The sequence below is a fragment of the [Clostridium] celerecrescens 18A genome, assembly GCF_002797975.1.
In the GTDB taxonomy this organism is placed as follows: domain Bacteria; phylum Bacillota; class Clostridia; order Lachnospirales; family Lachnospiraceae; genus Lacrimispora; species Lacrimispora celerecrescens.
Map to the genome: position 1 here is coordinate 4080001 of NZ_PGET01000001.1, position 23098 is coordinate 4103098.

Here is a 23098-nt window from a genome sequence, read left to right on the forward strand (position 1 = left end):
TTTTCAGGGATCCCACACCTACTATATATAAGTATTTATCCTTAATTTTTCTATATTTTGTGGTTTATAAAAAGATCTGCAAGCAGAGATTCTCACATCTTTGCTTGCAGATTTGTTTTAATTGAATATATGATAGGTACAATTCTGGTCTCACACAAAGCCACGCAGGACCCCTAGAACCATCAGATTTAAGAAATTATGGGTGTATATAAAGGACAGCCATTTACTCGCTTCAATCTGCCGGGTCAGCATCAGGCCCCACTCGGTTCCGGAGAACGCAGTGACCAGCAGACAGGCAATCCAAAGGAATACAAGTCCTTCCAAACCACCAAGCAGAGCGCCTGCTATCTTATTGATTCCTGATATAATAGGAAGTCTTGAGATAATATCCAGCCACCTCATAACCAGCCTTGAAAACAGATAGATTGCAGCAAACAGAAGAACGAATCCCACAGAATTAAGAATTACATCTGCAAGATAGTTACCAACATAGTCTGTAAAAGCCTGAACTCCAAGCATTTGATACACTTCACTGTTGTTATTTTCAATGAGTGCGTTCTTGACGCTTTGGGGCAGCTTAAGATTTTCAATAATCATACGCTGGGCAGATGGAGCTTCCAAGACTTCCCCGGAAGGATTTTCTTCCTGTTCCAAACCTACGGATTTTTTCATGCTCTCTGAAATAGTCTGCTGAAGACCTGTATTTTCCTTTAAATACCCCGTTACCGAAGGTAAAGCAACCCGGACAATGGTCAAAGACAGGACCACCGCCAGCATTGATACAATCAACCGTATAAATCCTCTGTGATGTCCATAAAGGACCATTCCCAAAAGATAAACTCCGGCTGCTACAGATAACCAGTTTTCCATATATAGCTTTGTCATAATTTGTCTCCTAATGAATCAACTGGATATGTGGACATATCCAGTTGATTCATAAACTCAAAGTTGAAGGATATCTTTCTTTCAACCTTTTGCTCCGAATATTAAACGGTTAATAGCTGATGCCACTCCATTTTCATCATTCGTATCCGTTATATAGTCAGCAGCCTCATGGAGCTCTTTGCTTCCATTTTTCATAGCCACTCCGATTCCTGCCTTTTGGATCATGGAAAAGTCATTTTCCCCATCTCCAATTGCCATTGTCTGATTTCCATTGAGCCCTAAATGAGAAGCGAGTCTTAAGATCGCCTCACCTTTTGTAGCTCCGATTGCATTGATCTCCAGATTGTTTGGTATGGAGGAGGTGACCAGAATATCCTCTCTTTTCTCCAATTCAGCCCTTAGTCTGGCGCGTTCTTCCATTTCAGGGAAAAACAGGTTGATTTTCTCTACTGGCTTATGACCCTTTTCCACAAACTCTATGATATTGGGATGGACATCCCTGGTCTGAAAGACCATTTCCTGTAATTCAGTCGACAGACCGTATTCTGATAAGTGTTCATAAAAGCGTGGTTCTGTTATCCCGCGTCTGTCTATGTAGGGATCGTACATAACATAGTAGGATTCCACCAGGTGCAAAAGCTCCAACGCTAATTCCCGGGATAACATCCGGGTGTCAATAACCGTTTTTTCTTCCATGTTCTCAATGACAGCTCCATTGGTGGTAATTGCATAACGGATTCCGGAAATGCCTTTTATTTCTTCAGGTATTCCATGCACGGTTCGTCCGGTACACGGAACAACCCATATTCCTTTTTGAACACATTGGATGAGGGCCTGACGGTTGACATCGGAAAGTCGCTTCTTACTGTCTAACAGGGTTCCATCCAAATCTATTGCAATGAGTTTAATATCCACTTTTAATACTCCAATTTAATAAATGAAATGTTCTTCTTTTAAAACAAGAAGGCCGTCTTTGTCATATTTTGAGGAAAACAGACCTTTAATCCGTTTTCCAATGGAAGGCTTTTCCGCACGGTCAGCCGCCTCTTCAATCAGACTTTCTGCATTGGCTCTGTTTAAAGGAAGTCCATCCTCTTCCATGATCTCAATTCTCTCATAGAGTGCCAGCATGCTTTTTCCGGTAATGCTGCAGTCGATCTCATTGGCATAACGACAGGCATATTGGGCGAATTCGTCAATATCCATTTCTTCTCCCTGAAAACCAGGGCCTTCCTCATCCCGGACAGATGAGTGGAATTCTTCACTCTCTTCATAGAAATCATTGTCTTCATAGACACCGTCTTCATAAGCATCGTTTCCATAGGAGCCATTTTCATAGGAGCCGTTTTCAAAGGTTCCATTTACATAGGCCCCGGTATGCCCATATTCATTCTCCTGCAAGGAATCAGATTCATAACTATATTCCTGATCTCCATAATCTTCGTAGGATTCTTCTCTTAAGTCTTTCTTATTAAAAGCAGGAGTCAAAGGTTTAAAAGCAGGCTTCTGAACGACTCTAACCGGTCTTTCCTTCTTCACCGTTTCTCTCACACAGAAAACCGGGGGTTCTTCCCCGCTTCCAATGCACTCAAATTTACTTGCAAGTGCCGGATGCTCCTGGTGAAGGGTTTCCATTTGCTTTGGGTTATCAATAAGAACCACGATCATCCCGCTTGTATCCTGGTCCATCAATTCATTTAATTCTTCCAACGCTTCTCTGGTAAGATCACCGGCTTCCTCGATGACCAGATCTTTTCCGGCCAGCCTGTCTGCGGATGCCAGTACTCCCCGGCTGGACAACTTGGACCCGGTGATTTTGGCCACCGGATTCTTTACGTTATTTTCATTGTGAATCTGTTTTAAGGCTTCAACAGCCATTTGAAGTCCTTTTTCAGGAGTCCTTGCCTCTATCATGAGGTGGTTTTGAACCGGTGTTTCCTCCAGTTCCTCTTCCTCTTCCTCATATAAGTCCTCGAACTCCAGATTATCATCATAGCCGTAAGGAGCGTTTTCCTCTTCTAAGGTTGAATTTAATGATCCATCAGGCTGGTTATAATCATTTTCTTCATATCCAAAATCTTCCTCCGGCTGATCACCGGATTCCTGAAAATCATCTTCTGCAGCGGCGAACTGTCCTCTGGCATCATCAGGCGCTTCATATTCAGCCTCTCCGTCATAGTATCCGCCGATGTCAGTCTCTTCCATTCCAGGACCTTCTGGTTCCTCTTCCTCAATAACCGGTTCCGAATGATACAAAAGAGACTCCTCTTCTACAGGTGCATAGATATTCCCTGGCCTTGGTATGGCAGTAACAGGGCGGCCCACTCTCCGGATGTCCTCCAGCACTCTGGTGCGTTCCATCTTAGGTTCATCCCGCATAACGGGTTCTTCATAGGAGATTTTTGACATTTCTCTTGCCAGCGTCTCCTGAACCGCAGCTTCCTGAAGCCTCGCCTCCAGATTATCCACTCCAGGATTCTCTTCAAATTCTATGACCGGCTCCTGGTAAAACTCCTGCTCTTCTTCATAGTATTCCTCTTCTGGTTCTGATTCTGGTACTGGCTCTGGTTCTGAGTTCGGTCTTCTTCCGATGCTGTATTCCTGTTCAACTGCCCGCAGCTTTGCTTCGTATTTATCCCGATTCTCTACAAGATCCATCTGGTAGTTGGTAAGCGGTGCATACTGTATTTTTAAGTCCATGGCCTTGTCCACATATTTTCCAAGGCCAAACATCAGCATGATCCTGTCGCATGTATCCACGCAGCGATCAGGCATGCCCGCAAGGCTATAAAGTTCAGCAAGCTCATACAGCCATTTCTCATCCAGCTCCACACTGGTATAGGATTCCAGGGAGTGAATGAGCTGCTGGGCCGGTGCTCCTTTTGCTTTTAAAATCATAAAGCGCAGAAGCTGCTGCCTGGGATCATCAGAGGCCAGATCACCAAATTCTTTATAATAGGCTTCTGCCTCTTCGATATTTCCTTCCTTGATCGCAAGCTCTGCAAGCTTATACAGCAGACGTTTTCCAATGGGAGCACGTTCAAAAGCCTGGAGAAGGATCTCCTTGGCTTCCTGATAATCTTCATTTTTCTCATAAATTGTGGCTACCATGGAAAGCAGATTGGTGTTGCGGACTCTCTTCCAGTCTATTGTGTCGGCTATTTTCATAGCCGTATCATAGTCGTTTTTGCCGACCAATTTTTTAATCTGTTCAACCTTTATATTAAACTCGTACTTATCCATTATTTGTCTCCTAATGAATCAGGCGGATATGCTTGCCTGTCCCGTTGATGCCCGGTAAAGCGGGGCATGCTATTCGTAAACTTAAGGCCAAAGGATGTTTTTCTTTCAACCTTATATCTCTAACAAGGCAAATGATCTACAATTCGACCCGGCCTTCCAGGGCCCGTAACAACGTTACCTCATCTATGTACTCTAAGTCTCCTCCAACGGGAACCCCGCTGGCTATACGGGTAACCCTGATTCCTGTCGGTTTGATCAGCTTGCTGATATACATGGCTGTCGTCTCTCCCTCAAGACTGGAATTGGTGGCAATGATCACCTCTTCCACATCCCCCTGCAGTCTCTGCATCAGCTCTTTCAACTTTATGTCACCAGGTCCAATTCCCAGCATGGGAGAGATAGCTCCATGCAGGACATGATAAACGCCATCGAATTTTCCTGTTTTCTCATAAGCAGCCAAGTCCCTGGTGTCTTCCACTACCATAATCATCTTATGATTGCGTTTTTCACTCTGGCAGATGGGGCATTTTTCCTGATCCGTCAGGGTAAAGCATTCCTTGCAATAACGTACATTCCGTTTTGCTTCTGTAATGGATGAAGCAAGACCTGCCACTTGTTCCTCCGGCATATTGATGATATGAAATGCCAGGCGCTGCGCAGATTTACTGCCGATACCCGGAAGCCTGGACAGTTCTTCTATTAATCTGGTTATCTGACTGCTATAGTAATTCATAATTTGTCTCCTAATGAATCAAACGGATATGCTTTCATATCCAGTTGGTTCACAAATTCATGGCTGAAAAATGCTTATTTTTCAACCTTTAGAACGGAAAACCGCCGCCTAAACCGCCAAGACCGCCGGTCAGCTTAGCCATGGCAGAGCTGTTGTCTTCTTCCATCTGGCGGAATGCTTCATTGGTAGCAGCCATGATCAGATCCTCAAGCATCTCGATATCATCTGGATCTACTACTTCCTGGGATAATTTAACCCCAGTCACTTCCTTTTTTCCTGAAACAGTGACTGACACGGCTCCGCCGCCTGCTGCAGCTGTATATTCCTTTTCCTCCAGCGCCTTTGTTGTCTCTTCCATCTGGCGCTGCATCTTCTGAGCCTGCTTCATTAAATTATTCATATTGCCAGGCATTGCGCCTGGAAAACCGCCACGTTTTGCCATGGTGTATGTCCTCCTGCTATTTTGATTATTTTTTAATCTTCTATTGTTATATCCATTAAAATATTTGCTTTTATTTCTTCATCGCTGACATAAACGGTATTAAGCCGTTCTCCTCCGCCCAGAAGCCTGGTCTTAAAGGTAATGGACTTTTGGTAATGGTCTTCCACATACCGCTCAATCGCCGCAACTGTTGTATCCCTGCTTCCGATCATGTAATTGCTTTGATCGGAAAAGACAACGCAAAGACAGCTCTCTCCTGCTGGTTCTACAACCGTATCCCGGAAGCTGGCCCGGATAGGCCCTCCCAGTTCCCGAATGATCTTTCCCCATTCACTTCGGATCAGATTTAAATCCTCCAGCTGGCCTTTGGGAAGAGCCACCCGCTCTGCAGGGGTTAATTCTGGGACAGTGGCATTACTGCCACCTTTTCCTTCCCCCGCGTTTAAGGTATCTGGGGAAGTATTTACTACAATACCGCTTTCCAGCTGTTTTTCTATATTGCTGATCCGCTGAAGTATGGAATCGAGATTCTGTTCCATCTGAGGGCGGGTCAGCTTGATTAAGGCTACCTCAATCAGAACTCTTTTCTGGAAAGCATAGCGAAGCTGATTGGAAAGATCTGAAAACACCCGGATATACCGCAAAAGTGTATCGTTGTCCGTAAGCTTGCTGTCCTCTTTTAACAGATTTTGGTTCTCTGTTGACATATCGAGCAGATTTTCTGCATTATCAACGGATTTTAATATTAAAAGGTTTCTTAAGTACCAGATAAAGTCAATAACAAACTGGCCCAGCTCTCTTCCCTGGATCACCAGCTCTTCAAGACTGGTTATACAGTCTTTTGTCCGGCTTTCCACGATTGCGCGGAACATCGTTCCAAACACGGTGATGTCTACGGCTCCCAGGACATCAAGGACATTGTCATAGGTAAGAAGCTCTCCGTAATGAAAAGCAATACACTGGTCCAGAAGACTTAAGGCATCACGCAACGCCCCGTCAGCTGCCTTGGCGATATAAGTAAGGGCCCGGTCTTCTACCTGGATATGTTCTGCGACGGTCAGCTCTTTTAAATGCTCTACAATGGTTTCCACCGTAATTCGTTTAAAATCATACCGCTGGCACCGTGACAGGACCGTCACCGGGATCTTCTGGACTTCCGTAGTCGCAAGAATAAATATAACATAGGATGGAGGTTCTTCCAATGTCTTTAACAGTGCATTAAATGCTCCTGTAGAAAGCATATGAACCTCATCGATGATATAAACCCGATATTTGCCTTCCGTGGGAGGATACTGGACTTCATCCCTTATCTCCCTGATATTCTCCACGCCATTGTTTGACGCAGCATCAATTTCAACCACGTTAAGGGATGCGCCGGCTGCGATGTTCTTACAGGTCTGGCATTCCCCGCAGGGACTTCCGTCTGCAGGATGTTCACAGTTAACCGCTTTTGCAAAGATCTTTGCAATACTGGTCTTACCGGTTCCTCTTGTTCCGCAAAACAGATACGCATGCCCGATACGCCCGGATACTATCTGGTTTTTCAATGTTTGTACGATATGGTCCTGACCCTTTACATCCGAGAAGGAAGGAGGGCGCCATTTCCGATACAATGCCGTATATGACATGCCTGTTAACTCCTTATTCGTCGCCGAAGCTAATGCCTATCATCTTGGCCTCCTTAACGATAGAGCCTTCCGGATCGACGGTTTTTAATTTTCCGGCTACATCGGCTAACGGAATCTTAACAATCTCATTGTTTTTCACCGCTACCATATATCCGTATTCTTTGTTATTTATGAGCTTTGCTGCCTCAGCCCCAAGGCGGGTGGAAAGCACTCTGTCGTAGGGGCATGGGTCGCCGCCTCTCTGCATATGACCCGGTACGGTAACCCGCACTTCCTGTCCGGTACGCTCCGTGATCTGAGCCCCGATTTCATATGCCACAGAGGGATATACCACTCCATTTTTCTTTTTTTCTTTTAATTCCTTTTTCGTCAGGCAGGCATCTTCCTTGGAAATTGCCCCTTCCGCCACAGCAAGAATGGAAAATTTCTTACCATTTTGGGCCCTGCTCTTTAATGCCTTTATTACGTTATCCAGATCATACGGGATCTCCGGCAGTAGGATGATGTCAGCCCCGCCTGCAATCCCTGCATGCAGGGTAAGCCATCCAACCTTGTGTCCCATGACCTCCACGATGAAGACTCGTCCATGGGAAGCTGCCGTTGTATGGATGCAATCAATGGCATTGGTAGCCACATTGACAGCGCTCTGGAAACCAAAGGTAATATCGGTTCCCCATAAATCATTATCAATGGTTTTGGGGAGGGATACTACATTCAGCCCCTCTTCCCGAAGGAGATTGGCTGTTTTCTGACTTCCATTGCCGCCTAATACCACCAGGCATTCCAGTTTCAGCTTTCTATAGGTGTGCTTCATAGCTTCTACTTTATTAAGACCATTCTCATCAGGTGTCCGCATAAGTTTAAATGGCTGTCTGGAAGTACCAAGGATTGTCCCACCCGTTGTAAGAATCCCTGAAAAATTTTCCGGTTTCATTACACGATACTCCTCATAAATCAACCCTTTGTAGCCATCCTCAAATCCAACAATCTCAATATCGCCGGGCATCCGGTACAGTGCCTTTGCTACGCCTCGCATGGTAGCGTTTAAGCTCTGGCAGTCGCCTCCGCTTGTAAGCATTCCAATTCTTATCATAAAAGCACACCTCTTTTTTTGATTAGATTTGTCATTAGGAAATAGGTAGTATTATACCCATTTTATAATTATAATACAAAGGGGAATATGGGGCAAGGGAAAACTTTATTTCATAAGAAATGTAAGAAAATATTAAAAATGGTAATCAAACATTGCAAAAGACACCGCAAAACAGTTTCCTGTTCTCCGGCGTCTGATAATTCTTTATATTTTTAATCCGTGCGTCTCACTTTGAACCGCTATCACAGGCGTTACCCTGGCAGTTAACTCGGTCCAGGCACCCTCACGGCACACAGAAGGTTTCACTTAGTGCTGCTGCATTCCTGCCCTGACACGGTTCATGAAGATCTGTTGCGTAAGACCCAAACGTCATCGCCACTTACCAGGGGCAGCCCTGCAATAGGCAGCCCGGGGTGAGACATCACCCCTGCTAGAGCGGATTGCAGGTACAGGGCACCGCTATCTCCCCGGCTGCACGGAAACTTTATGACATGTATTGGTTTAATCGCACTTTAGTATACATGGAAACGGGCAGGTTGTCAAGGAGTTGAGGGGGATTTGCATTTTATTGGAATTAGTTTGTTGGGAAGTTAACCTTGTACTACTCTTGGCCTATTGTTTCTAGCAATACACCTGCTGACATTATAAGCATCAAAGCCCAGACTTTCTGGGTCGAAAATAGAGCAGGAGATTTTACCATGGCTGGATTTTTTTGAAAAGAGGGGTTCAGCTTGTATCAGCAGAATTTTTCCTTGCTTTTCTGTGACAATTTTAAATGTCCTCTCCAAGTAATTTTCTAACCTGACCACATCTTCTTTCAGCCATTCATTCTCCTTAGCCCGTGTACGCTCGTGTCGCCCCAGTATGCCCTCAAAAAGACAGAGGTGGCATAGTTTCTCATATATAGGGACAAAGGCAAATGTGAGCCGATTTGTAGAAAGAATTGATAACAGTTTTGCTGATATGTTTTCCGTCAAAGAACATCGGACACCACTATGTGCATCATTTTCAGAATCCACTTTTCAGGAAAATTCCAAGCTTATTGACTGGGTCGAAAAAAGAACAGGATAAAGCCGGGTGGTCAAAAGCCCAGCAGTGCTGGGCATTTGATCTCCTTTGCGATAGGTGGTCGGATTTGTGGTTTGGCACGGTCGAGGTGGTCGTAATCTTGAGAATTGAGCATAAATTAAGGCTTTATTCCGTACCCCTAAACAGTTATTATTAGGCATAAAGGGATTTCACCACCAGGCTGGAGCCTTGTCTTCGTAATCTTTCCAAGAGCATCATACTCATACCTGCTCTCCAGTAGTGTTCAAACTATCAATTACTACTTTAAAAAATATACAAATCAAAATCAAATTCTGCACCTACAAAATCCGCAAATTCAATCACTCTCTTATCTAAATAAATAGCAGGTTTAATATTATCTTCAATTTTTATAACAACAAAAAATTTGCAAATTAAATCCATTTCCTTTTCTATTTCTAAAATTAGTTCCTTCTTGCTTGCCAATTTGTCTAACAATATATCTAGTACTTCACTAACAAACAAAGTTTCCAAATATCCTGTGTTAATACTCCAGCAAGATTCCTTCCTTTCAATATTTCGAGCATTTCTGCTACCTTTTAAGTACTGTTCACTGGGCTCAATCAACAATTTTGAAGTTATTTCTTCAGGGTTAAATTCGTCACCTAAGATACAAAATTCAACCATTATATTAGTTTTTTCCATTTTATTTAAACTCCTATTAAAATCCGGTAATTAATGTTTAAAATCCCATAATTTCAGTATTATTTATTCACATACATGTAGATAAGTAAGACCCTTTTTTTCTTAAAATCATATTTTCTACACTGGAGATTACAAGGATGTACGTGCACGGTTATCGTAACTACATCCTTGGTAATCTCCAGTTAGCCAAATAATCAAGAACAGACATTATAGAACGTGTGTTATATCATTGATAAACTTACTGTATCTCCTTAAAACAGTCCTCTAACTTCCTTTTTCTCTTGTTCAATTCCCATGGATACTATTAATTTTTATTTCAGATTATCTTACTTTATGTATTCTCCCGTAGGAATTGGGGGCTCTCCTGCCTTGTTATATTGTGGTTTTCTTTGGGTGTATAATTCTCCAGTTTTCTTATCTACATAAATATCATATTCTGCTACTTTTGCCTTTTTCCCATAAATATCTTTCTTAAGTTGATGTGCATCAACTCCTTTCTTTTTCAGGTATGAATCATCCACTTTATCCAAATCTAATTTAGCGTTTGAATCCCCCTTACCTCCAGTCATTCCCAGTATTGCTGCTCCAGCTCCCAGTTCTCCTGAAATACCACCCTCAATCACTGCCTGCGGAACCATCACGGAATAGGTATTTCCATATTGATCCATTACTAAGACACTCTTGTAATCTCCTCCACTTACAGATTGTTTTCCTTTAGAACTGAGAAATGACAAGAGCATTGTAAGCCCTAGTCCATATCCCACGTCAATCCCTGCTTCATATATCTTACGGAGTTTTTTTAGTTCATTTGCATCTTGAGTTCCCGGCCCATATATTTTTTCTATTATGTTCTTCCAAATTCTATCGCTGTCTTCCCAGAATTGTTTATCCGTATAATTATAACGGGATGTGTTTCCGAACAATACATATATTTTCCCTATCGTCTCTCTATCCAGGGTCTTCCAGAAAGTTGATCCCCCTAATTGCTTTCCTGCATTAAATATCTGACAATATTTTGCCATACTCGAATTCTTTGCAAGATTCATCAATCGGGTAAGATTATCTACCGCCTCCTCTTGCATACGGTTTATGTCTTTTAAAGTCGCATATTTTACACCCGTTGCTGCGTATTCACTCCCTACCTTTTGATTTCCATAAGTATCTTCTTTTTTCGAATCATAGGCCGCTGCTGATTTCGGCACCGAATACATTCCGCTTGGATCTACATAATTAGGCGCACTGCCTTTTACATAATTATAACGATTCAGGCTCAGTGGGTCTGTGATCTGTCCAAGGTAAGTATCTTCCGTCAAGAAATCTCCACGTTCCACATCATAGTAACGGCTTCTTAAATACTGGAACTCCAGATTCGGGTTGTAATCCTCTGCATTGTAGCTGTAAACATTATTATACTGCGGCTTTCCAAAGGTAATATCTCCGGTAGGGCTGTAGCGGTAGGACTTCCATAAGGTTCCCTCGCTGTCGGTTACTCCGGTGACGCTTCCTCTGGGATCGTTGGTATAATAACCTGTGAAACGCTCTAAGGGCCAGACGCTCATTTCCATAAGTATAAGCCGTATCCATTTCTCCGTCAATGTTCACTTCCATTAACACTTCTGTGTAATCCCGGTTGACATCATTGACATATTCAATCAGCTCATAGTTCTTATGCTTTCCTGTCGTTTTAATGAGATCAATTAGTCCTTGTTCCACATCGGAAATTGGCTTTTGGGGCATCAGGATTCCGCTTTGGTTCTGGCTTCCTCCTGTATTGTTGGTGTTTCCATTTCCGTTATTCCCGTTATTTCCGTTATTCCCACTAGAATTGTCTTTTCCGTTGCCATTCCCTTTTCCATTATTAGTGGCGTTCCCGTCATTGCCTTTGTCCTTGTTCTTATTCCCGTTGGACTTTGCTTCTGTCTCTGGCTCCGTTGCGGTTTCTACAGCTGATCCAGTAAAGAAATCCACAACGGAAGAAAGCGCTTCACTGATCACTCCGCTTATTCCACTGTTTCCATTATTCCTGCTTCCAGTGTTGTCCTTGTTATTTCCGTTTCCATTGCCAGAGTTTCCTTTCCAGTCATCATCCGTATGAAGGTTATAGTTTAACTGGAACAGGCGGTTTCCGTCTCCGTCATAGGCTGCCGCCACCAAAAGCTCATCTTGTACCGCTTGCATTCCCATCGGTATCTGCCGGACTGGTTTCCTCTTCATCCGTCCCTGCCGGGCTGGTTTCTGCCTCATGGCTCTCTTCCACTTCCGGCGTTTCTGCCGTGTTGGTTTCGTCCGAAGGATCTGTGGCAGCGGTCTCACTGGCGTCATCTTCCGCCACCGCCGCTTCTGTCTCATTCTGGTCAAACCCAAGTTCTTCCAGCGTCAATGCTTCCGGGCTTGCAAAGTCTACATACCTCGGCCTGTTGTTAATGTACTCCGCACCGAATGATACAATCGGTGTCATGCCCGGCGCTACCATACTCACACAAAGCAGATAGCTAAACACTTGTTTAACAAATCGTCTTTTTTTGCCCCTCATACTCATCTTTCTCCTTTAATTCATATTTTTACAGCATAGAGCCTGCAAGAATAATATATAATAAAAAGAAAATGTTGTATGATATCAGAAACGGCCATTTTTATGGCATAAACAGTTACTTAGGCAATAATCATCGCTTCAGTATCCTGAGGTTGGGAGCAATTTTAATTGTTTTTACATTTTCATCTATGCTTCTGATATTTTTAACTGTTGAAATCACGGTCTTAAATTACCTTATAGATATCCAGACAAAGCATCATTTTTATAACTCACTTCTTATTCCCCGAAAGAAATCCAGAAATTAAAAAAGCCTCCAAACTGAGATTTATTACTCAATTCAGAGACTTGAATGAAATCACTGTTCTGTTATAGAGGATTTGTCTTCCTGTTTTTTCTTGTTCCTTTCCCGCAGCTCTCTAAAAAAATCTTTCATCATTTGAGAACATTCTTCTCCCAAAACTCCTGTTTCTGTTAAAACCTGATGGTTAAAGCCCTCCTCATGAAGCATATCAAGCACCGATCCTGCACAACCGGCCTTTGCATTCATGCAGCCGATAACAACTCTGGGGATCCTGGCCTGAACAATAGCTCCGGCACACATGGGACAGGGTTCCAGGGTCACATACATGGTGCAGCCCTCAAGCCTCCAATCCCCTATTTTTCTGCACGCTTTGCGGATGGCATTGATCTCCGCATGGGACAGGACATTTTTATCAATGGTGCGGCGGTTATATCCACGTGCAATGATCTTATCTTCATAAACAATAATGCAGCCGATGGGGACTTCACCAATGGCGCCTGCCTTTTCAGCCTGTTTTATTGCTGTACGCATATATTTCTCATCTGTTGTCATATTTGTTCCTCTTTGCTATTAATATTACAGCCCATGTTTTCGGGGCATATTGGGACACCTTAAGGCATTTCAATATTACTGTACCCTCCAAGTGTTTAAATGTGATATACTTGGATAAGTATATCACGAAACAAAGGAATGGTGAAGGTATGAAACTATGCGGTCTTCAAAAAACAACGCTACTGGATTTTCCCGGCCACGTGGCAGCCACAATCTTTCTTGGCGGCTGCAATTTCCGCTGCCCCTACTGCCATAACAGCGGGCTGATCGGCAATGAGGCAGAATCCCTGCTCAGTGAAGAGGAGATTTTGGATTTTTTAAAGAAAAGAAAAGGGATTTTAGAGGGGGTCTGCATTACTGGGGGAGAACCCACCCTGTCAGAGGATTTAGAATCCTTTATCCGGAAAATTCGGGATCTGGGCTATCTTATTAAACTGGATACCAACGGCTATCGGCCTGAGGTCTTAAAAAAGCTGGCTTTTGACGGACTTTTGGATTATGTGGCAATGGATATTAAAGCTGGCAGGGAAAATTATCCCAAGGCAGCGGGAATCAGGGGGCTAAGGATGAAGGACATTGAGGAAAGTGCTGCATTTCTCCTTCATGGAACCATTCCTTTTGAATTCCGCACAACTGCGGTAAAAGGAATCCATAGCCTCCTTGATTTTATAGATATCGGTGAATGGCTGACGGGCTGTCCTAATTATTATCTGCAGAACTATGTGGACTCGGATCAGGTCCTGTGTCCCGGCTTCCAGCCTTTTTCCAGGGAAGAGCTGAATCAATTCTTAAACATCCTAAAGCCCCTGATTTCCAATGCCGTGCTTCGAGGTGTTGAGGACTAATCAGGGCAAGCCGATAAGGGGGCTTAAATTAGCCCCCTAAATTTACATCGGTATACCAGAACCCAAACCTGCCGTCTTCCATTGGCTGCTCTTTTGACAGAACGAAATTAGGAAAGCCGAACATGGAAGCCATGTATCGCTCATTGCTGTAATAATGCCCTGGAATTCCTAGAAGGTAACGGGGCATCCCGTTTGGGTTCAATAGTTTTGCCAGAATTAAGTAACGGTAATTGTAGTATCCATGCAGAAGGAAGCTGTTATTGCCATAAACCCAGGTATCCCTTGGAAGGACACCGATATCCTGGGGCTTAATGGTCAGTATTTCACAGCCATCCTCATAATCAAATGCAAGAATCCTTGTATGTTCACGTTTCAACTTTTCCCATATCATATGATGGGTATTATCTTCCTGGACCTCATTTTGGCGAAGGCGCTCTAATTCATCAGGATTTCCCAGCTTTGGCCGTACTTCCTGATTGCCCATGCTTTCTTTTTTCACTGCATCTGCCCGGAAGCAAGTGGTTTCACCAATTCCATCCTGGGCGCTGAAGGGATAAGGCTCACTGAATACAGCTTCCCTCTCCTGGACATCCACTGCTTTCGCGGCCTCTTGCTCATCTTCCTTCTCCTGCATCCCACTTGGTATGTCTTCCTGTCCGTCATTTTGCCAATCTCCGGATATTTGCTCCGAAGTCTGCATGGCACTCTGCCGGGGTTCCGGCTTCGGCTCCTCTGCTTTGGTCCAGGCTCCCTGCTGCTGTGATTCCACTGATGCAAACCATTCCGGTTCTCCGGCCACTACCGGTTCTCCGGCCACTACCGGCTCTCCATCCGGCTCTCCGATTTTAGCCGGCTCTACACCCGGTTCCTCCGTGTACTGGAGGTCTTCTTCTGATTCCTCCGTGTACTGGAGGTCTTCTTCTGATTCCTCCGTATACTGGAGGTCTTCTTCCGATTCCTCCATGTACGGAAGACCTTCTTCCGATTTTTCTATGTACGAATGGTCTTTTTCCGATTCCTCTGTGTACTGTAAGCCGTCTTCTTCCGCAACCGACTCGTCAGACATGATCCATTCCCGTTCACCATCTTCTGATTCTGCATTTACTGGTTCCTCATCGTCAGATACGACAACATCCATATCTGCACTAACTGATCTTTGATCATCTTCATCAAGGTGTTCTGCCTGCAAATCCTCCTCTTCCGGCAGTTCCTGTTCTTCGGCAACCAAAACATCCTCTTCTACCATTTGGTCATTAGAGGAAGCCTTAATCGTTTCATCCTGTAAATTCTCTGCCCGGGAAATCTCTCTGGGGGCATCAGGCTCCAGCGGGAATTCTTCCTCGATCTCACGTACCGCCCGTTTTATCTGTTCTTCTGAAATATCGGCCTGTTCCTTTTCCAAAACAACTTTGGCCGCATTCTCCAGATCGACTTCCGCCGCATGGGCAACAGCATCTTCCCAAATGGTCGTATAGGAACGCCATGTATTTTTCACATCATGGATGGTCAGTCCGTAGCACTGATCCATGTTAATTCCGGAGTGTTCTATATCGCTTGCCGATACCACAGTCCTGAATTCACCGGAACCACCGCGTATAAAAATATTTCCCAGGAATATTTCCTGGTCAGCAGCTAATAAGTATACTCCGATATCATTGCCGCCCACATATATTCTTTTGACACTGACCGTAATCTTGCACTGGACCCCTCTCGTCTCTATTTTGGCAAATCCGATGTTTTTTCCTTTGACTGCGCCTTCATAGGCGTAAATATATGAGATTAGTCTTCGATAATTAGGCATGCCATCACTCCTTTATAATTATTTTATGCAAAATGCCATTGCATCTATGACACAAAAATGATATCCTTATGAAAAGAATGTATAAAATTTTTTTTAAACGTATGGAGGGATAGAGAAATGAAGCTTTATCGCGCAAAGGACTACAATGATATGAGCCGTAAAGCGGCCAATATTATATCTGCCCAGATTATTATGAAACCGAGCTGTGTTCTTGGACTGGCTACCGGTTCCTCACCTATAGGCACCTACAAGCAGCTGATCGAGTGGTATAACAAAGGGGATTTGGATTTCTCCCAAGTTAAAACCGCAAACCTTGATGAATACAAGGGACTCACCAGGGATAATGATCAAAGCTATTACTATTTTATGCGTGAGAATCTGTTTCGCCACGTAAACATTGACGAAGCAAATACCAACATCCCCGATGGGATGGAAAGTGACGCCAACAAAGAAGCTGCCCGCTACGAGGAAATTATCAAAGGCCTGGGCGGTGTTGATTTACAGCTCTTAGGACTTGGGCACAATGGCCACATTGGCTTCAACGAGCCATCCGACATCTTCCCAAAGGATACGCACATTGTAGACCTTCAGGAAAGCACCATCGAAGCCAACAAGCGTTTCTTCGCATCAATTGACGAAGTTCCGCGCCAGGCCTATACCATGGGAATAGGCACTATAATGAGAGCCAGAAAGATCCTGCTGATCGTCAGCGGAGCTGAGAAAGCGGACATCCTTCATGATGTAATCTGCGGACCAGTTACATCTAAAGTTCCGGCTTCTATTTTACAGCTTCATCCGGATGTCACCATCGTTGCAGATGAAGCGGCTCTTTCCAGGATGGGAAATATTTAAATCCGGCTGCTTAATCTTCCGTTTCCAAATTTTATGATAGTATCTGCCCGGCTGCTCCTGCGCCGGGCTTTTTTATGCCCATTTTAAGGGTGAATATTACGAATAGGAAAACCAGGGTTCCCCCTGATGAGGCAGGAAAATAACGGTTGGAATTTATCTGGAAATAGTGTAGAATGAGTTTAAAACTTAAGATAAGGAGACAGTAATATGGCATATACATTTTCAAAGGATTTGGAAACCGGAAACCAGTTAATTGATTCTGAACATCGCCAGCTGATCGATGCAGTCAATAACCTGCTCACTGCCTGCTCCACAGGGAAAGGACGTGCGGAACTGGCCAATACCACCAAGTTTCTGCAGGACTATACTGCAAAGCATTTCGGCAATGAAGAAAAGCTCCAGATCCAGAATCAGTATCCAGATTATGTAAACCACAAACGTTATCACGAGGAATTTAAAAAGGTGGTGGCTGGAATCTGTGCCAAGCTGGAAAAGGAAGGCCCGACCATCATTCTGGTAGGGGAAGTCAACAGTGCCATTGCGGGCTGGCTGATCAACCATATAAAAAAAGAGGATGCCAAGGTAGCCGCTCATATTAGAAGCAGGGCTTAATCTTCCAGAGTGAAGTGTATCTCATGGAACCAATACTATGACAGAACAGCCGGAAAACTAAAACAAACTCCGGCAAAAGGAAGGAACATGATTATGAAAGATCCAAATTGCGCATACTGCATGAAGGGAGATCTTGTTGCAAAATTCGGCTATCCTATTTGCGAAATGGAGACAGGATTTTTATATTTATTTAAAGAGCAAAGTAAAAAGGGCAGAGTGATTCTGGCTTATAAGGATCACGTAAGTGAGCTGGTTGATATTGAGGATGAGGAAAGAAATGCCTTTTTTGCTGATGTAGCCAGAGTTTCTAAGGCTGTCCATAAAGTATTTAACCCGGATAAAGTAAATTACGGCGCTTATGGCGACACCGGATGCCACCTTCATATGCATATTGTTCCAAAATATAACGGCATGGACGAATGGGGCAGTACCTTTACCATGAATCCGGACAAGATATATCTGTCGGATAAAGAATATGAGGAAATGGCGGCTGCCATCCGTGCAGCATTATAAAAGAGAAAAAAGACTCATGAGGAGGATGCTGGATTATGTTGGATGAAATCAGAGTGCAGGCCGCAATGGCTGCAAAAGAACTGCTGGAAGTGGCACACTTAAATGAGAAGGACCTGGTCGTAATCGGATGCTCCTCCAGCGAGATATCCGACCACCGGATCGGTTCCCATTCCAGTGCGGAGATCGGACAGACTGTGTTTTCTGCTATTTATGAGGTTTTTAACGAGCAGGGGATTTATGTTGCAGCCCAGTGCTGTGAACATTTAAACCGGGCTTTGATTCTGGAAAAGGAGGCCGCCATACGCTATGGCTACGAACCGGTCAATGTGGTCCCGCAGTTAAAAGCCGGCAGTTCTTTTGCCACTGCGGCTTACCATACCCTGCAATGCCCTGTGGCGGTAGAATCTATTAAAGCCAATGCCGGAATTGATATCGGCGACACGTTAATCGGCATGCACTTAAAGGCCGTAGCCGTTCCAGTCCGCATTAAGACCAGGTATATCGGTGCCGCCCACGTGGTCACCGCCCGTACCAGGCCGAAATACATTGGCGGAGCCCGCGCCTGCTATGACGAATCCTTAGGTTAAACAGGGATCATAGAACCAGGTATCTGGGACAGCAGCTTGTATTACGTAAAAAGCGCGTCTTGAAGCTGTATTTACAGCCAGTCAAGACGCGTTTTTTTGCATTTTTTTATTATACTAATTTATAAGTTGCTTTAGCTCCAGTCATTATTCCATGGTAGCATGGGTAAAGAACCAGAAGCCATATGGAGAATGCCATGTACCCTTTAATTCCGGCTTCTGCAGATAGAAATCGCTGGAGTATACAAGCGGAGCAACCGCTGCATCTTCCATGATCAGCTTTTCTGCTGCATGAAGCTTCTCATAATGCTCTGTCTTATCAGCTGTATCACGGGCCTGCTTTAATAAGCTGTCCACCTCAGGATTGGAATACTTTCCGTCGTTGTTTCCGCTTTCAGTCGTGAATAAGTTCAGCATATTGGAAGGATCATCATAATCATATACCCAGCCTCCGCGGGCAATCTGGAAATCACCAGCACGTCGGGTTGGTGCGAAGGTAGACCATTCAACAATCTTAATATCCATTCTGATACCCAGTTCGCTCCAGGCGCTCTGTAAATATTCTGCAATGGCCTTATTGTAACCGGCATCATTGGTCATATATTCGATCACCGGGAATCCTTTTCCGTCCGGATAGCCTGCTTCTGCCAGAAGTTCTTTAGCCTTTATAAGATCTTCTTCGTAATTGTCTACATTAAAGTAATCACCGCCATTGTTTTTTCTTGTTACTTCTTCAAAGGAAGAACCACCTTCCACATCAGAAATACCAGGGCCAACGAAGTTGGTAGCCGGTAAAACGGTTCCAGCCATTACGGTACTGGCAACATATTCCCGGTCCGTTGCAAGGGACAATGCACGGCGTACCAGCGCATTGTCAAAAGGCGCTTTGTTAACGTTGAAAATCGTATAGGAAGTCGCCATACGTGGATCCAGGTGGTAATCAGGCGTGCCCTCAAGGCTTGGGATCTCGTCAGTAGGAACATCCTTGATCATGGAAACTTCTCCTGTCTGATATGCACTGTAAGCTGCGTTGGAATCTTCCATAAGGACAAATTTTAAGGTATTTAAGGTCACAGTATCTCCGGCCCAGTAATTTTCATTCTTTGCAAAGGTGATATGGGAACCTGGTACCCATTCGATCATCTTTAACGGTCCGTTGGATATATAAGAATCAGGAGTTAAGGACCACTGGTCACCCTTTGCCTCAACTACATCCTTTTTTACAGGAGCCATGCTGGCATGGGTCGTAATTTTGTCAAAATAAACGCAGGGAGACGCAAGCTCTACTACAAAGGTTTTCGCATCAGGTGCGGATACAGCCAGGGCATCAACATTTCCTGCTGTTGCCTCATCATAACCTTTTACCATAGAAAGCATGTCTGCTGCATAAGGGGCTGCTGTTGCAGGATCTGCCAGACGCTTCCAGGAATATACAAAGTCTTCTGATGTAAGCTCAGAGCCATCGCTCCATTTCAAACCCTCCCTTAAATGAAAGGTATAAGTGAGTCCGTCATCACTCACATCATAGGTTTCTGCCTGTCCGGGAATAATATTATTATCCTTATCAAAGGTCAAAAGTGTCTCAAACGCATGCAGGATCATATTGGCTGCATCAGCTGATGAATTTAAGGCAGGGTCAATGGTTTCCGGATCCGGACCAATCTGAACTGCCAGATCAAGACCCCCTGCAGTATTTCCTTCTGCTTCTGTTTTTTGTGTTTCATTGCCGGCCGTACCGGATTTTCCGGAACCCCCGCATGCTGTCAGGATCATCCCTGAAGCAAGGACTGCCGCTAATACAAGCGCCATTTTCTTCATATCTGTTCCTCCATATCTGCTATTTTTGCGTCCGCCCTTCAAAGACAGCGCAGGTTTTAGCATACCACAGAAAGATGGTTCTTGCAACGAGGAAATTTATGACACCCGCGTGTTAACACGGTAATTTGGTAAAGGGCCAGACATTTCCGAAAACGAAAGTGTCTGGCCCATAAAGACATTTTTATATTTTATTAACGGTATGAGGTCTGTACTGCCTTCATTAAAACCTTTGGATCCTTCACATAAGGGGTGACCGGACAAACCTTTTTATTTGATCCCATCAGCGTGTAAACTGCGATTCTGGCGGCCCTGACCGAATATTCCTCTGTAAATACCATGTCGTCCGGAATCTCCACAAACTGACTTATCATAGCGAAGTTGGTAGAGCCGGCCGGAACTACCTTCGGGCGGTCAGTCATTTTGCGTGGCTGGAACTGGGCATCTACATAAGGCATCATGCAGGGAATGACGTTGACCACATCTGCCAGGATTTCATCCTTACGATTTTCCATATGAAGATGATGAAGAAGCTCGATGAGCATTTCCTCTCCGGTACAATCTTTCATCGGTTTCTTTATGAAGTCTCCTTCACGGTCCGTATAAAGACCGTATCCCCAGAAGATCGTCTGGTCCATAGGCTGATTGATAAAATGTGGCTGGGCAGCTACAACAATGCTCATCAGCCAGTTGGAATCCTTAAAGGTCATAAGTGCCCCGCTTCCAGGTACATTGCCGGAGTAATCCTCAATCAATTTAAGAAGCTTATTTCCACGGCTTGTTACGGTAAAGCTTTCCCAATTGGTCTCATGAACATCGCCAAAGAATGGGTAAGGATTTCCAAGCCCAGGCTTCTTTGCAGATACCTTGGTCCATAATTCCCCTGAAATTGGCCTTAACACAGGCTCCGGAGCCGGAGTGTGGAGATCTCCCAGGGTTGCGCTGTCGGTCATACAGGCATTGGTCATGATACAGATATCGCCATCCTGAAGCTCTATCTGCCTTTCTATACCGTTATCCTTTAAGTGAAGCACCTTAGCCGTGATTCCGTCTCCATCTGCGAAATCAATATCAGTAACTGTACAGTTTTCCGCAAAGACAACTCCCTGCTTTCTTAAATAGTTTTCCAAAGGACGAATTACACTGTCATACTGGTTTAATGGGGTTCTTGTTACCCCTTCCAAAGTTTCAATCCTTGAAAATTCCAGGATCATCCGGCGCATGTAGCGGCGGAACTCAAAAAGGCTGCTCCATTTCTGGAATGCAAAGGTGGTCTGCCACATATACCAGAAATTTGTTGTAAAGAAATGAGGCATGTCAGCGAACCATTCCTCAATGGTCATATCATCAAGCTTTTCTTCCGATGTATTCATAAGCTTTAACATTGCCATACGTTCCTGCTGGGTAAATCCCATGCTCTTCACATCAAGAATGGTTCCATTCTTGTCCACAAGCCTGGCCTTTGCATGGGTTGGGTGTGCATGGTCAAAGCTTAAGATCTCTTCCGTTACGCTTCTGGCAGGGTTATTTAAAGACGGGATGGTACGGAACAGTTCCCAGAAGTTTTCATACGTCTCTTCATTAAGCATACGTCCGCCCCGGCATACAAAGCCTTTTTCCGGGGTTCCGATCCCATCGTTACTTCCTCCGAGAATATGCATTCCTTCAAAAATCGTGATCTGGTCTCCCGGCATGTTGCAGTCGCGTATGAGGTAAGCCGCTCCTGCCATGCTTCCAAGACCGCCGCCTACAAAATACGCTTTTCCAGGGGCCTGCCCATTTTCCATATGCCTTATGTTTTCTTCATTTTTTAAATCCATCTGTTTTTTTGAATAATCATAGGCTTTTTTTGCGGCTACTCCCGCCGCAGTTGCCGCAGCTCCCCATGCAAGCACTTTTCCAAAATTACTTTTTCCTTTCATATGCAACGCTCCATTCTATGAATTGTGTTAACTGATATGCTTATATTATCATACTTCATTTTATCCGTCACCATACATGGTTTTTCAGTTGTATAAAAAAACGACATCAGGGAAATGATGTCGTAAAACCAGACAAATTTACGTTTTTGTCTATAGAAGATTTTTTTACCTTATTTTAAAATTAATATAATGATAAAGGAGGACTTTTTATGTCGACCACTATACACAAACATATCCGGGAGTCCGTCCTTAAAACGGCGCTGCTCCACCAGCTAAGAAATGGGCAGAAATCTCCGGAGCGGACCGCCCGGAACTTAGAAGAGCTGTTGGAAAAATTCAGCCCTATAGCTGCAGAGCTTTTTTCTTATTCTGATCTGGTTGCGCTCATTAAAAGCTGTACCAGGGAAGAATGTCTGGATATCATCATGCATAAGCTTTCTTAAAGCCCTGCCTGGCTCCGGAGATATCCGGCCCGCTCCGAAGCCTTGGCCAGGCTTTTTAAGCGTTCCGCCACGAGACGCGGTTCTGTTCTCATTCCCTTCTCCACCCAGTCAACGATAATCCCGCAAATGCCATATGCATAAAATCCTGCGTCAAAATCTCTCTCCTCATCGGTGAGTTTCTTCTTTTCATCCAGTTTTATAATTGCTTCGGAAAACAGGGCCTTTGCCATATCAAACAGATAACTCTCAAAGGTATGTTCCTGTTCTTTAATGGTATTGATATAAAAGGCTTTTTCTTCTTTCATATTCTGAAGCAGTTCATAAATCTTCTGGTCCCAGTTCTCAAGGGTAATGTCTTCTGCTATTTTAGCAAAATTCTCATTGTAATAGATCCAGCTTAAAAGCTCATATTTATCCTGAAAATGATAATAGAAGGTCTGCCGGTTTAATCCCCATACAGATGTGATATTGGATATGGATATCTTATCAAAAGGTTTTTCCCTGCATACCTGTTTTAGGGCTTCCGCTATTGCGCGTTTTGTAATCAGCGAATCCGACATAATCCCTCCT

At 44.1% G+C, this 23098-nt stretch carries 22 protein-coding genes and 1 other RNA gene; 6 read left to right on the forward strand and 17 right to left on the reverse strand.

Annotated features, from left to right (window positions below; genetic code table 11):
- Positions 1-150 precede the first annotated feature (150 nt).
- The 13 genes from H171_RS18520 to tadA form a co-directional block, all read right to left on the reverse strand.
- Positions 151-885 carry a CvpA family protein gene (locus H171_RS18520; RefSeq protein WP_242977000.1) on the reverse strand — a complete coding sequence of 245 codons (735 nt, stop codon included), beginning with the start codon at positions 883-885 and terminating at the stop codon, positions 151-153.
- Between the two features lie 81 nt (positions 886-966).
- On the reverse strand, positions 967-1800 hold the full coding sequence (locus H171_RS18525; RefSeq protein ID WP_100306445.1) for a Cof-type HAD-IIB family hydrolase: 834 nt from the start codon (positions 1798-1800) through the stop codon (positions 967-969).
- A 15-nt stretch (positions 1801-1815) separates the two neighbouring features.
- A complete protein-coding gene (locus H171_RS18530; RefSeq protein ID WP_100306446.1) occupies positions 1816-4128 on the reverse strand; it encodes a tetratricopeptide repeat protein in 2313 nt (770 codons plus the stop codon).
- Positions 4129-4264: 136 nt separating this feature from the next.
- Positions 4265-4861 (reverse strand): recombination mediator RecR, encoded by a 597-nt coding sequence (gene recR / locus H171_RS18535; RefSeq protein WP_092241212.1) that lies wholly within the window; start codon positions 4859-4861, stop codon positions 4265-4267.
- Positions 4862-4949: 88 nt separating this feature from the next.
- Positions 4950-5303, reverse strand: coding sequence for a YbaB/EbfC family nucleoid-associated protein (locus H171_RS18540; protein WP_025230831.1), 354 nt, complete (start codon positions 5301-5303; stop codon positions 4950-4952).
- Between the two features lie 32 nt (positions 5304-5335).
- The gene (gene dnaX, locus H171_RS18545) at positions 5336-6931 is read right to left on the reverse strand and encodes a DNA polymerase III subunit gamma/tau (protein ID WP_100306447.1); all 1596 of its coding nucleotides are present in this window, start codon (positions 6929-6931) and stop codon (positions 5336-5338) included.
- A gap of 13 nt (positions 6932-6944) precedes the next feature.
- Complete coding sequence (locus tag H171_RS18550; protein WP_100306448.1) at positions 6945-8024, reverse strand: 6-phosphofructokinase; 1080 nt, start codon at positions 8022-8024, stop codon at positions 6945-6947.
- A 217-nt stretch (positions 8025-8241) separates the two neighbouring features.
- Positions 8242-8503: signal recognition particle sRNA large type (ffs, locus tag H171_RS18555), an RNA gene on the reverse strand.
- 853 nt (positions 8504-9356) lie between these two features.
- Positions 9357-9755: a DUF4279 domain-containing protein gene (locus H171_RS18565; protein WP_100306450.1), complete on the reverse strand. Its 399-nt coding sequence runs from the start codon at positions 9753-9755 to the stop codon at positions 9357-9359.
- Between the two features lie 326 nt (positions 9756-10081).
- The gene (locus H171_RS24640; protein WP_242977103.1) at positions 10082-11188 is read right to left on the reverse strand and encodes a polymorphic toxin type 33 domain-containing protein; all 1107 of its coding nucleotides are present in this window, start codon (positions 11186-11188) and stop codon (positions 10082-10084) included.
- On the reverse strand, positions 11163-11969 hold the full coding sequence (locus H171_RS18570) for a hypothetical protein (RefSeq protein ID WP_242977001.1): 807 nt from the start codon (positions 11967-11969) through the stop codon (positions 11163-11165). Before H171_RS18570 ends, H171_RS24640 begins: the two co-directional genes overlap by 26 nt.
- Positions 11914-12288, reverse strand: coding sequence for a hypothetical protein (locus H171_RS24220; RefSeq protein ID WP_157803193.1), 375 nt, complete (start codon positions 12286-12288; stop codon positions 11914-11916). The genes H171_RS18570 and H171_RS24220 overlap by 56 nt, the downstream gene beginning before the upstream one ends.
- 355 nt (positions 12289-12643) lie before the next feature.
- A complete protein-coding gene (tadA, locus tag H171_RS18580) occupies positions 12644-13141 on the reverse strand; it encodes a tRNA adenosine(34) deaminase TadA (RefSeq protein WP_100306452.1) in 498 nt (165 codons plus the stop codon).
- 149 nt (positions 13142-13290) lie between these two features.
- Between tadA and H171_RS18585 the strand changes: the two genes are divergently transcribed.
- Entirely contained in the window at positions 13291-13986 is a 696-nt protein-coding gene (locus H171_RS18585) for an anaerobic ribonucleoside-triphosphate reductase activating protein (RefSeq protein WP_100306453.1), read from the forward strand.
- A gap of 28 nt (positions 13987-14014) precedes the next feature.
- Here H171_RS18585 and H171_RS18590 read toward each other — a convergent pair whose 3' ends face one another.
- Complete coding sequence (locus tag H171_RS18590; protein ID WP_100306454.1) at positions 14015-15787, reverse strand: hypothetical protein; 1773 nt, start codon at positions 15785-15787, stop codon at positions 14015-14017.
- 117 nt (positions 15788-15904) lie between these two features.
- On the opposite strand from H171_RS18590, the gene nagB reads away from it, so the two are divergent.
- The 4 genes from nagB to H171_RS18610 all read left to right on the forward strand — a co-directional run bounded on the left by nagB (position 15905) and on the right by H171_RS18610 (position 18351).
- Entirely contained in the window at positions 15905-16639 is a 735-nt protein-coding gene (gene nagB, locus H171_RS18595; RefSeq protein WP_100306455.1) for a glucosamine-6-phosphate deaminase, read from the forward strand.
- Between the two features lie 207 nt (positions 16640-16846).
- Positions 16847-17251 (forward strand): bacteriohemerythrin, encoded by a 405-nt coding sequence (locus H171_RS18600; RefSeq protein WP_100306456.1) that lies wholly within the window; start codon positions 16847-16849, stop codon positions 17249-17251.
- A gap of 93 nt (positions 17252-17344) precedes the next feature.
- The gene (locus H171_RS18605; protein ID WP_100307583.1) at positions 17345-17764 is read left to right on the forward strand and encodes an HIT family protein; all 420 of its coding nucleotides are present in this window, start codon (positions 17345-17347) and stop codon (positions 17762-17764) included.
- Between the two features lie 35 nt (positions 17765-17799).
- Positions 17800-18351 carry a TIGR01440 family protein gene (locus H171_RS18610; protein ID WP_100306457.1) on the forward strand — a complete coding sequence of 184 codons (552 nt, stop codon included), beginning with the start codon at positions 17800-17802 and terminating at the stop codon, positions 18349-18351.
- Between the two features lie 144 nt (positions 18352-18495).
- Here H171_RS18610 and H171_RS18615 read toward each other — a convergent pair whose 3' ends face one another.
- Complete coding sequence (locus H171_RS18615; protein ID WP_100306458.1) at positions 18496-20166, reverse strand: peptide ABC transporter substrate-binding protein; 1671 nt, start codon at positions 20164-20166, stop codon at positions 18496-18498.
- 191 nt (positions 20167-20357) lie between these two features.
- Positions 20358-22085, reverse strand: a complete 1728-nt coding sequence (locus H171_RS18620; RefSeq protein WP_100306459.1) for an oleate hydratase — start codon at positions 22083-22085, stop codon at positions 20358-20360.
- A gap of 209 nt (positions 22086-22294) precedes the next feature.
- On the opposite strand from H171_RS18620, the gene H171_RS18625 reads away from it, so the two are divergent.
- The gene (locus H171_RS18625) at positions 22295-22528 is read left to right on the forward strand and encodes a hypothetical protein (protein WP_100306460.1); all 234 of its coding nucleotides are present in this window, start codon (positions 22295-22297) and stop codon (positions 22526-22528) included.
- Here H171_RS18625 and dhaS read toward each other — a convergent pair.
- Complete coding sequence (gene dhaS, locus H171_RS18630; RefSeq protein WP_100306461.1) at positions 22525-23088, reverse strand: dihydroxyacetone kinase transcriptional activator DhaS; 564 nt, start codon at positions 23086-23088, stop codon at positions 22525-22527. The two genes, H171_RS18625 and dhaS, sit on opposite strands and share 4 nt — an antisense overlap.
- Between the last annotated feature and the right edge of the window lie 10 nt (positions 23089-23098).

Bases quoted from the DNA above. Each gene is read 5' to 3' on its own strand.
- H171_RS18520 (WP_242977000.1), bottom strand. From the start codon at position 885: ATGACAAAGCTATATATGGAAAACTGGTTATCTGTAGCAGCCGGAGTT.
- H171_RS18530 (WP_100306446.1), bottom strand. From the start codon at position 4,128: ATGGATAAGTACGAGTTTAATATAAAGGTTGAACAGATTAAAAAATTG.
- recR (WP_092241212.1), bottom strand. From the start codon at position 4,861: ATGAATTACTATAGCAGTCAGATAACCAGATTAATAGAAGAACTGTCC.
- H171_RS18540 (WP_025230831.1), bottom strand. From the start codon at position 5,303: ATGGCAAAACGTGGCGGTTTTCCAGGCGCAATGCCTGGCAATATGAAT.
- dnaX (WP_100306447.1), bottom strand. From the start codon at position 6,931: ATGTCATATACGGCATTGTATCGGAAATGGCGCCCTCCTTCCTTCTCG.
- H171_RS18550 (WP_100306448.1), bottom strand. From the start codon at position 8,024: ATGATAAGAATTGGAATGCTTACAAGCGGAGGCGACTGCCAGAGCTTA.
- H171_RS18565 (WP_100306450.1), bottom strand. From the start codon at position 9,755: ATGGAAAAAACTAATATAATGGTTGAATTTTGTATCTTAGGTGACGAA.
- H171_RS18570 (WP_242977001.1), bottom strand. From the start codon at position 11,969: ATGAAGAGGAAACCAGTCCGGCAGATACCGATGGGAATGCAAGCGGTA.
- H171_RS24220 (WP_157803193.1), bottom strand. From the start codon at position 12,288: ATGAGGGGCAAAAAAAGACGATTTGTTAAACAAGTGTTTAGCTATCTG.
- tadA (WP_100306452.1), bottom strand. From the start codon at position 13,141: ATGACAACAGATGAGAAATATATGCGTACAGCAATAAAACAGGCTGAA.
- H171_RS18585 (WP_100306453.1), top strand. From the start codon at position 13,291: ATGAAACTATGCGGTCTTCAAAAAACAACGCTACTGGATTTTCCCGGC.
- H171_RS18590 (WP_100306454.1), bottom strand. From the start codon at position 15,787: ATGCCTAATTATCGAAGACTAATCTCATATATTTACGCCTATGAAGGC.
- nagB (WP_100306455.1), top strand. From the start codon at position 15,905: ATGAAGCTTTATCGCGCAAAGGACTACAATGATATGAGCCGTAAAGCG.
- H171_RS18600 (WP_100306456.1), top strand. From the start codon at position 16,847: ATGGCATATACATTTTCAAAGGATTTGGAAACCGGAAACCAGTTAATT.
- H171_RS18605 (WP_100307583.1), top strand. From the start codon at position 17,345: ATGAAAGATCCAAATTGCGCATACTGCATGAAGGGAGATCTTGTTGCA.
- H171_RS18610 (WP_100306457.1), top strand. From the start codon at position 17,800: ATGTTGGATGAAATCAGAGTGCAGGCCGCAATGGCTGCAAAAGAACTG.
- H171_RS18615 (WP_100306458.1), bottom strand. From the start codon at position 20,166: ATGAAGAAAATGGCGCTTGTATTAGCGGCAGTCCTTGCTTCAGGGATG.
- H171_RS18620 (WP_100306459.1), bottom strand. From the start codon at position 22,085: ATGAAAGGAAAAAGTAATTTTGGAAAAGTGCTTGCATGGGGAGCTGCG.
- H171_RS18625 (WP_100306460.1), top strand. From the start codon at position 22,295: ATGTCGACCACTATACACAAACATATCCGGGAGTCCGTCCTTAAAACG.
- dhaS (WP_100306461.1), bottom strand. From the start codon at position 23,088: ATGTCGGATTCGCTGATTACAAAACGCGCAATAGCGGAAGCCCTAAAA.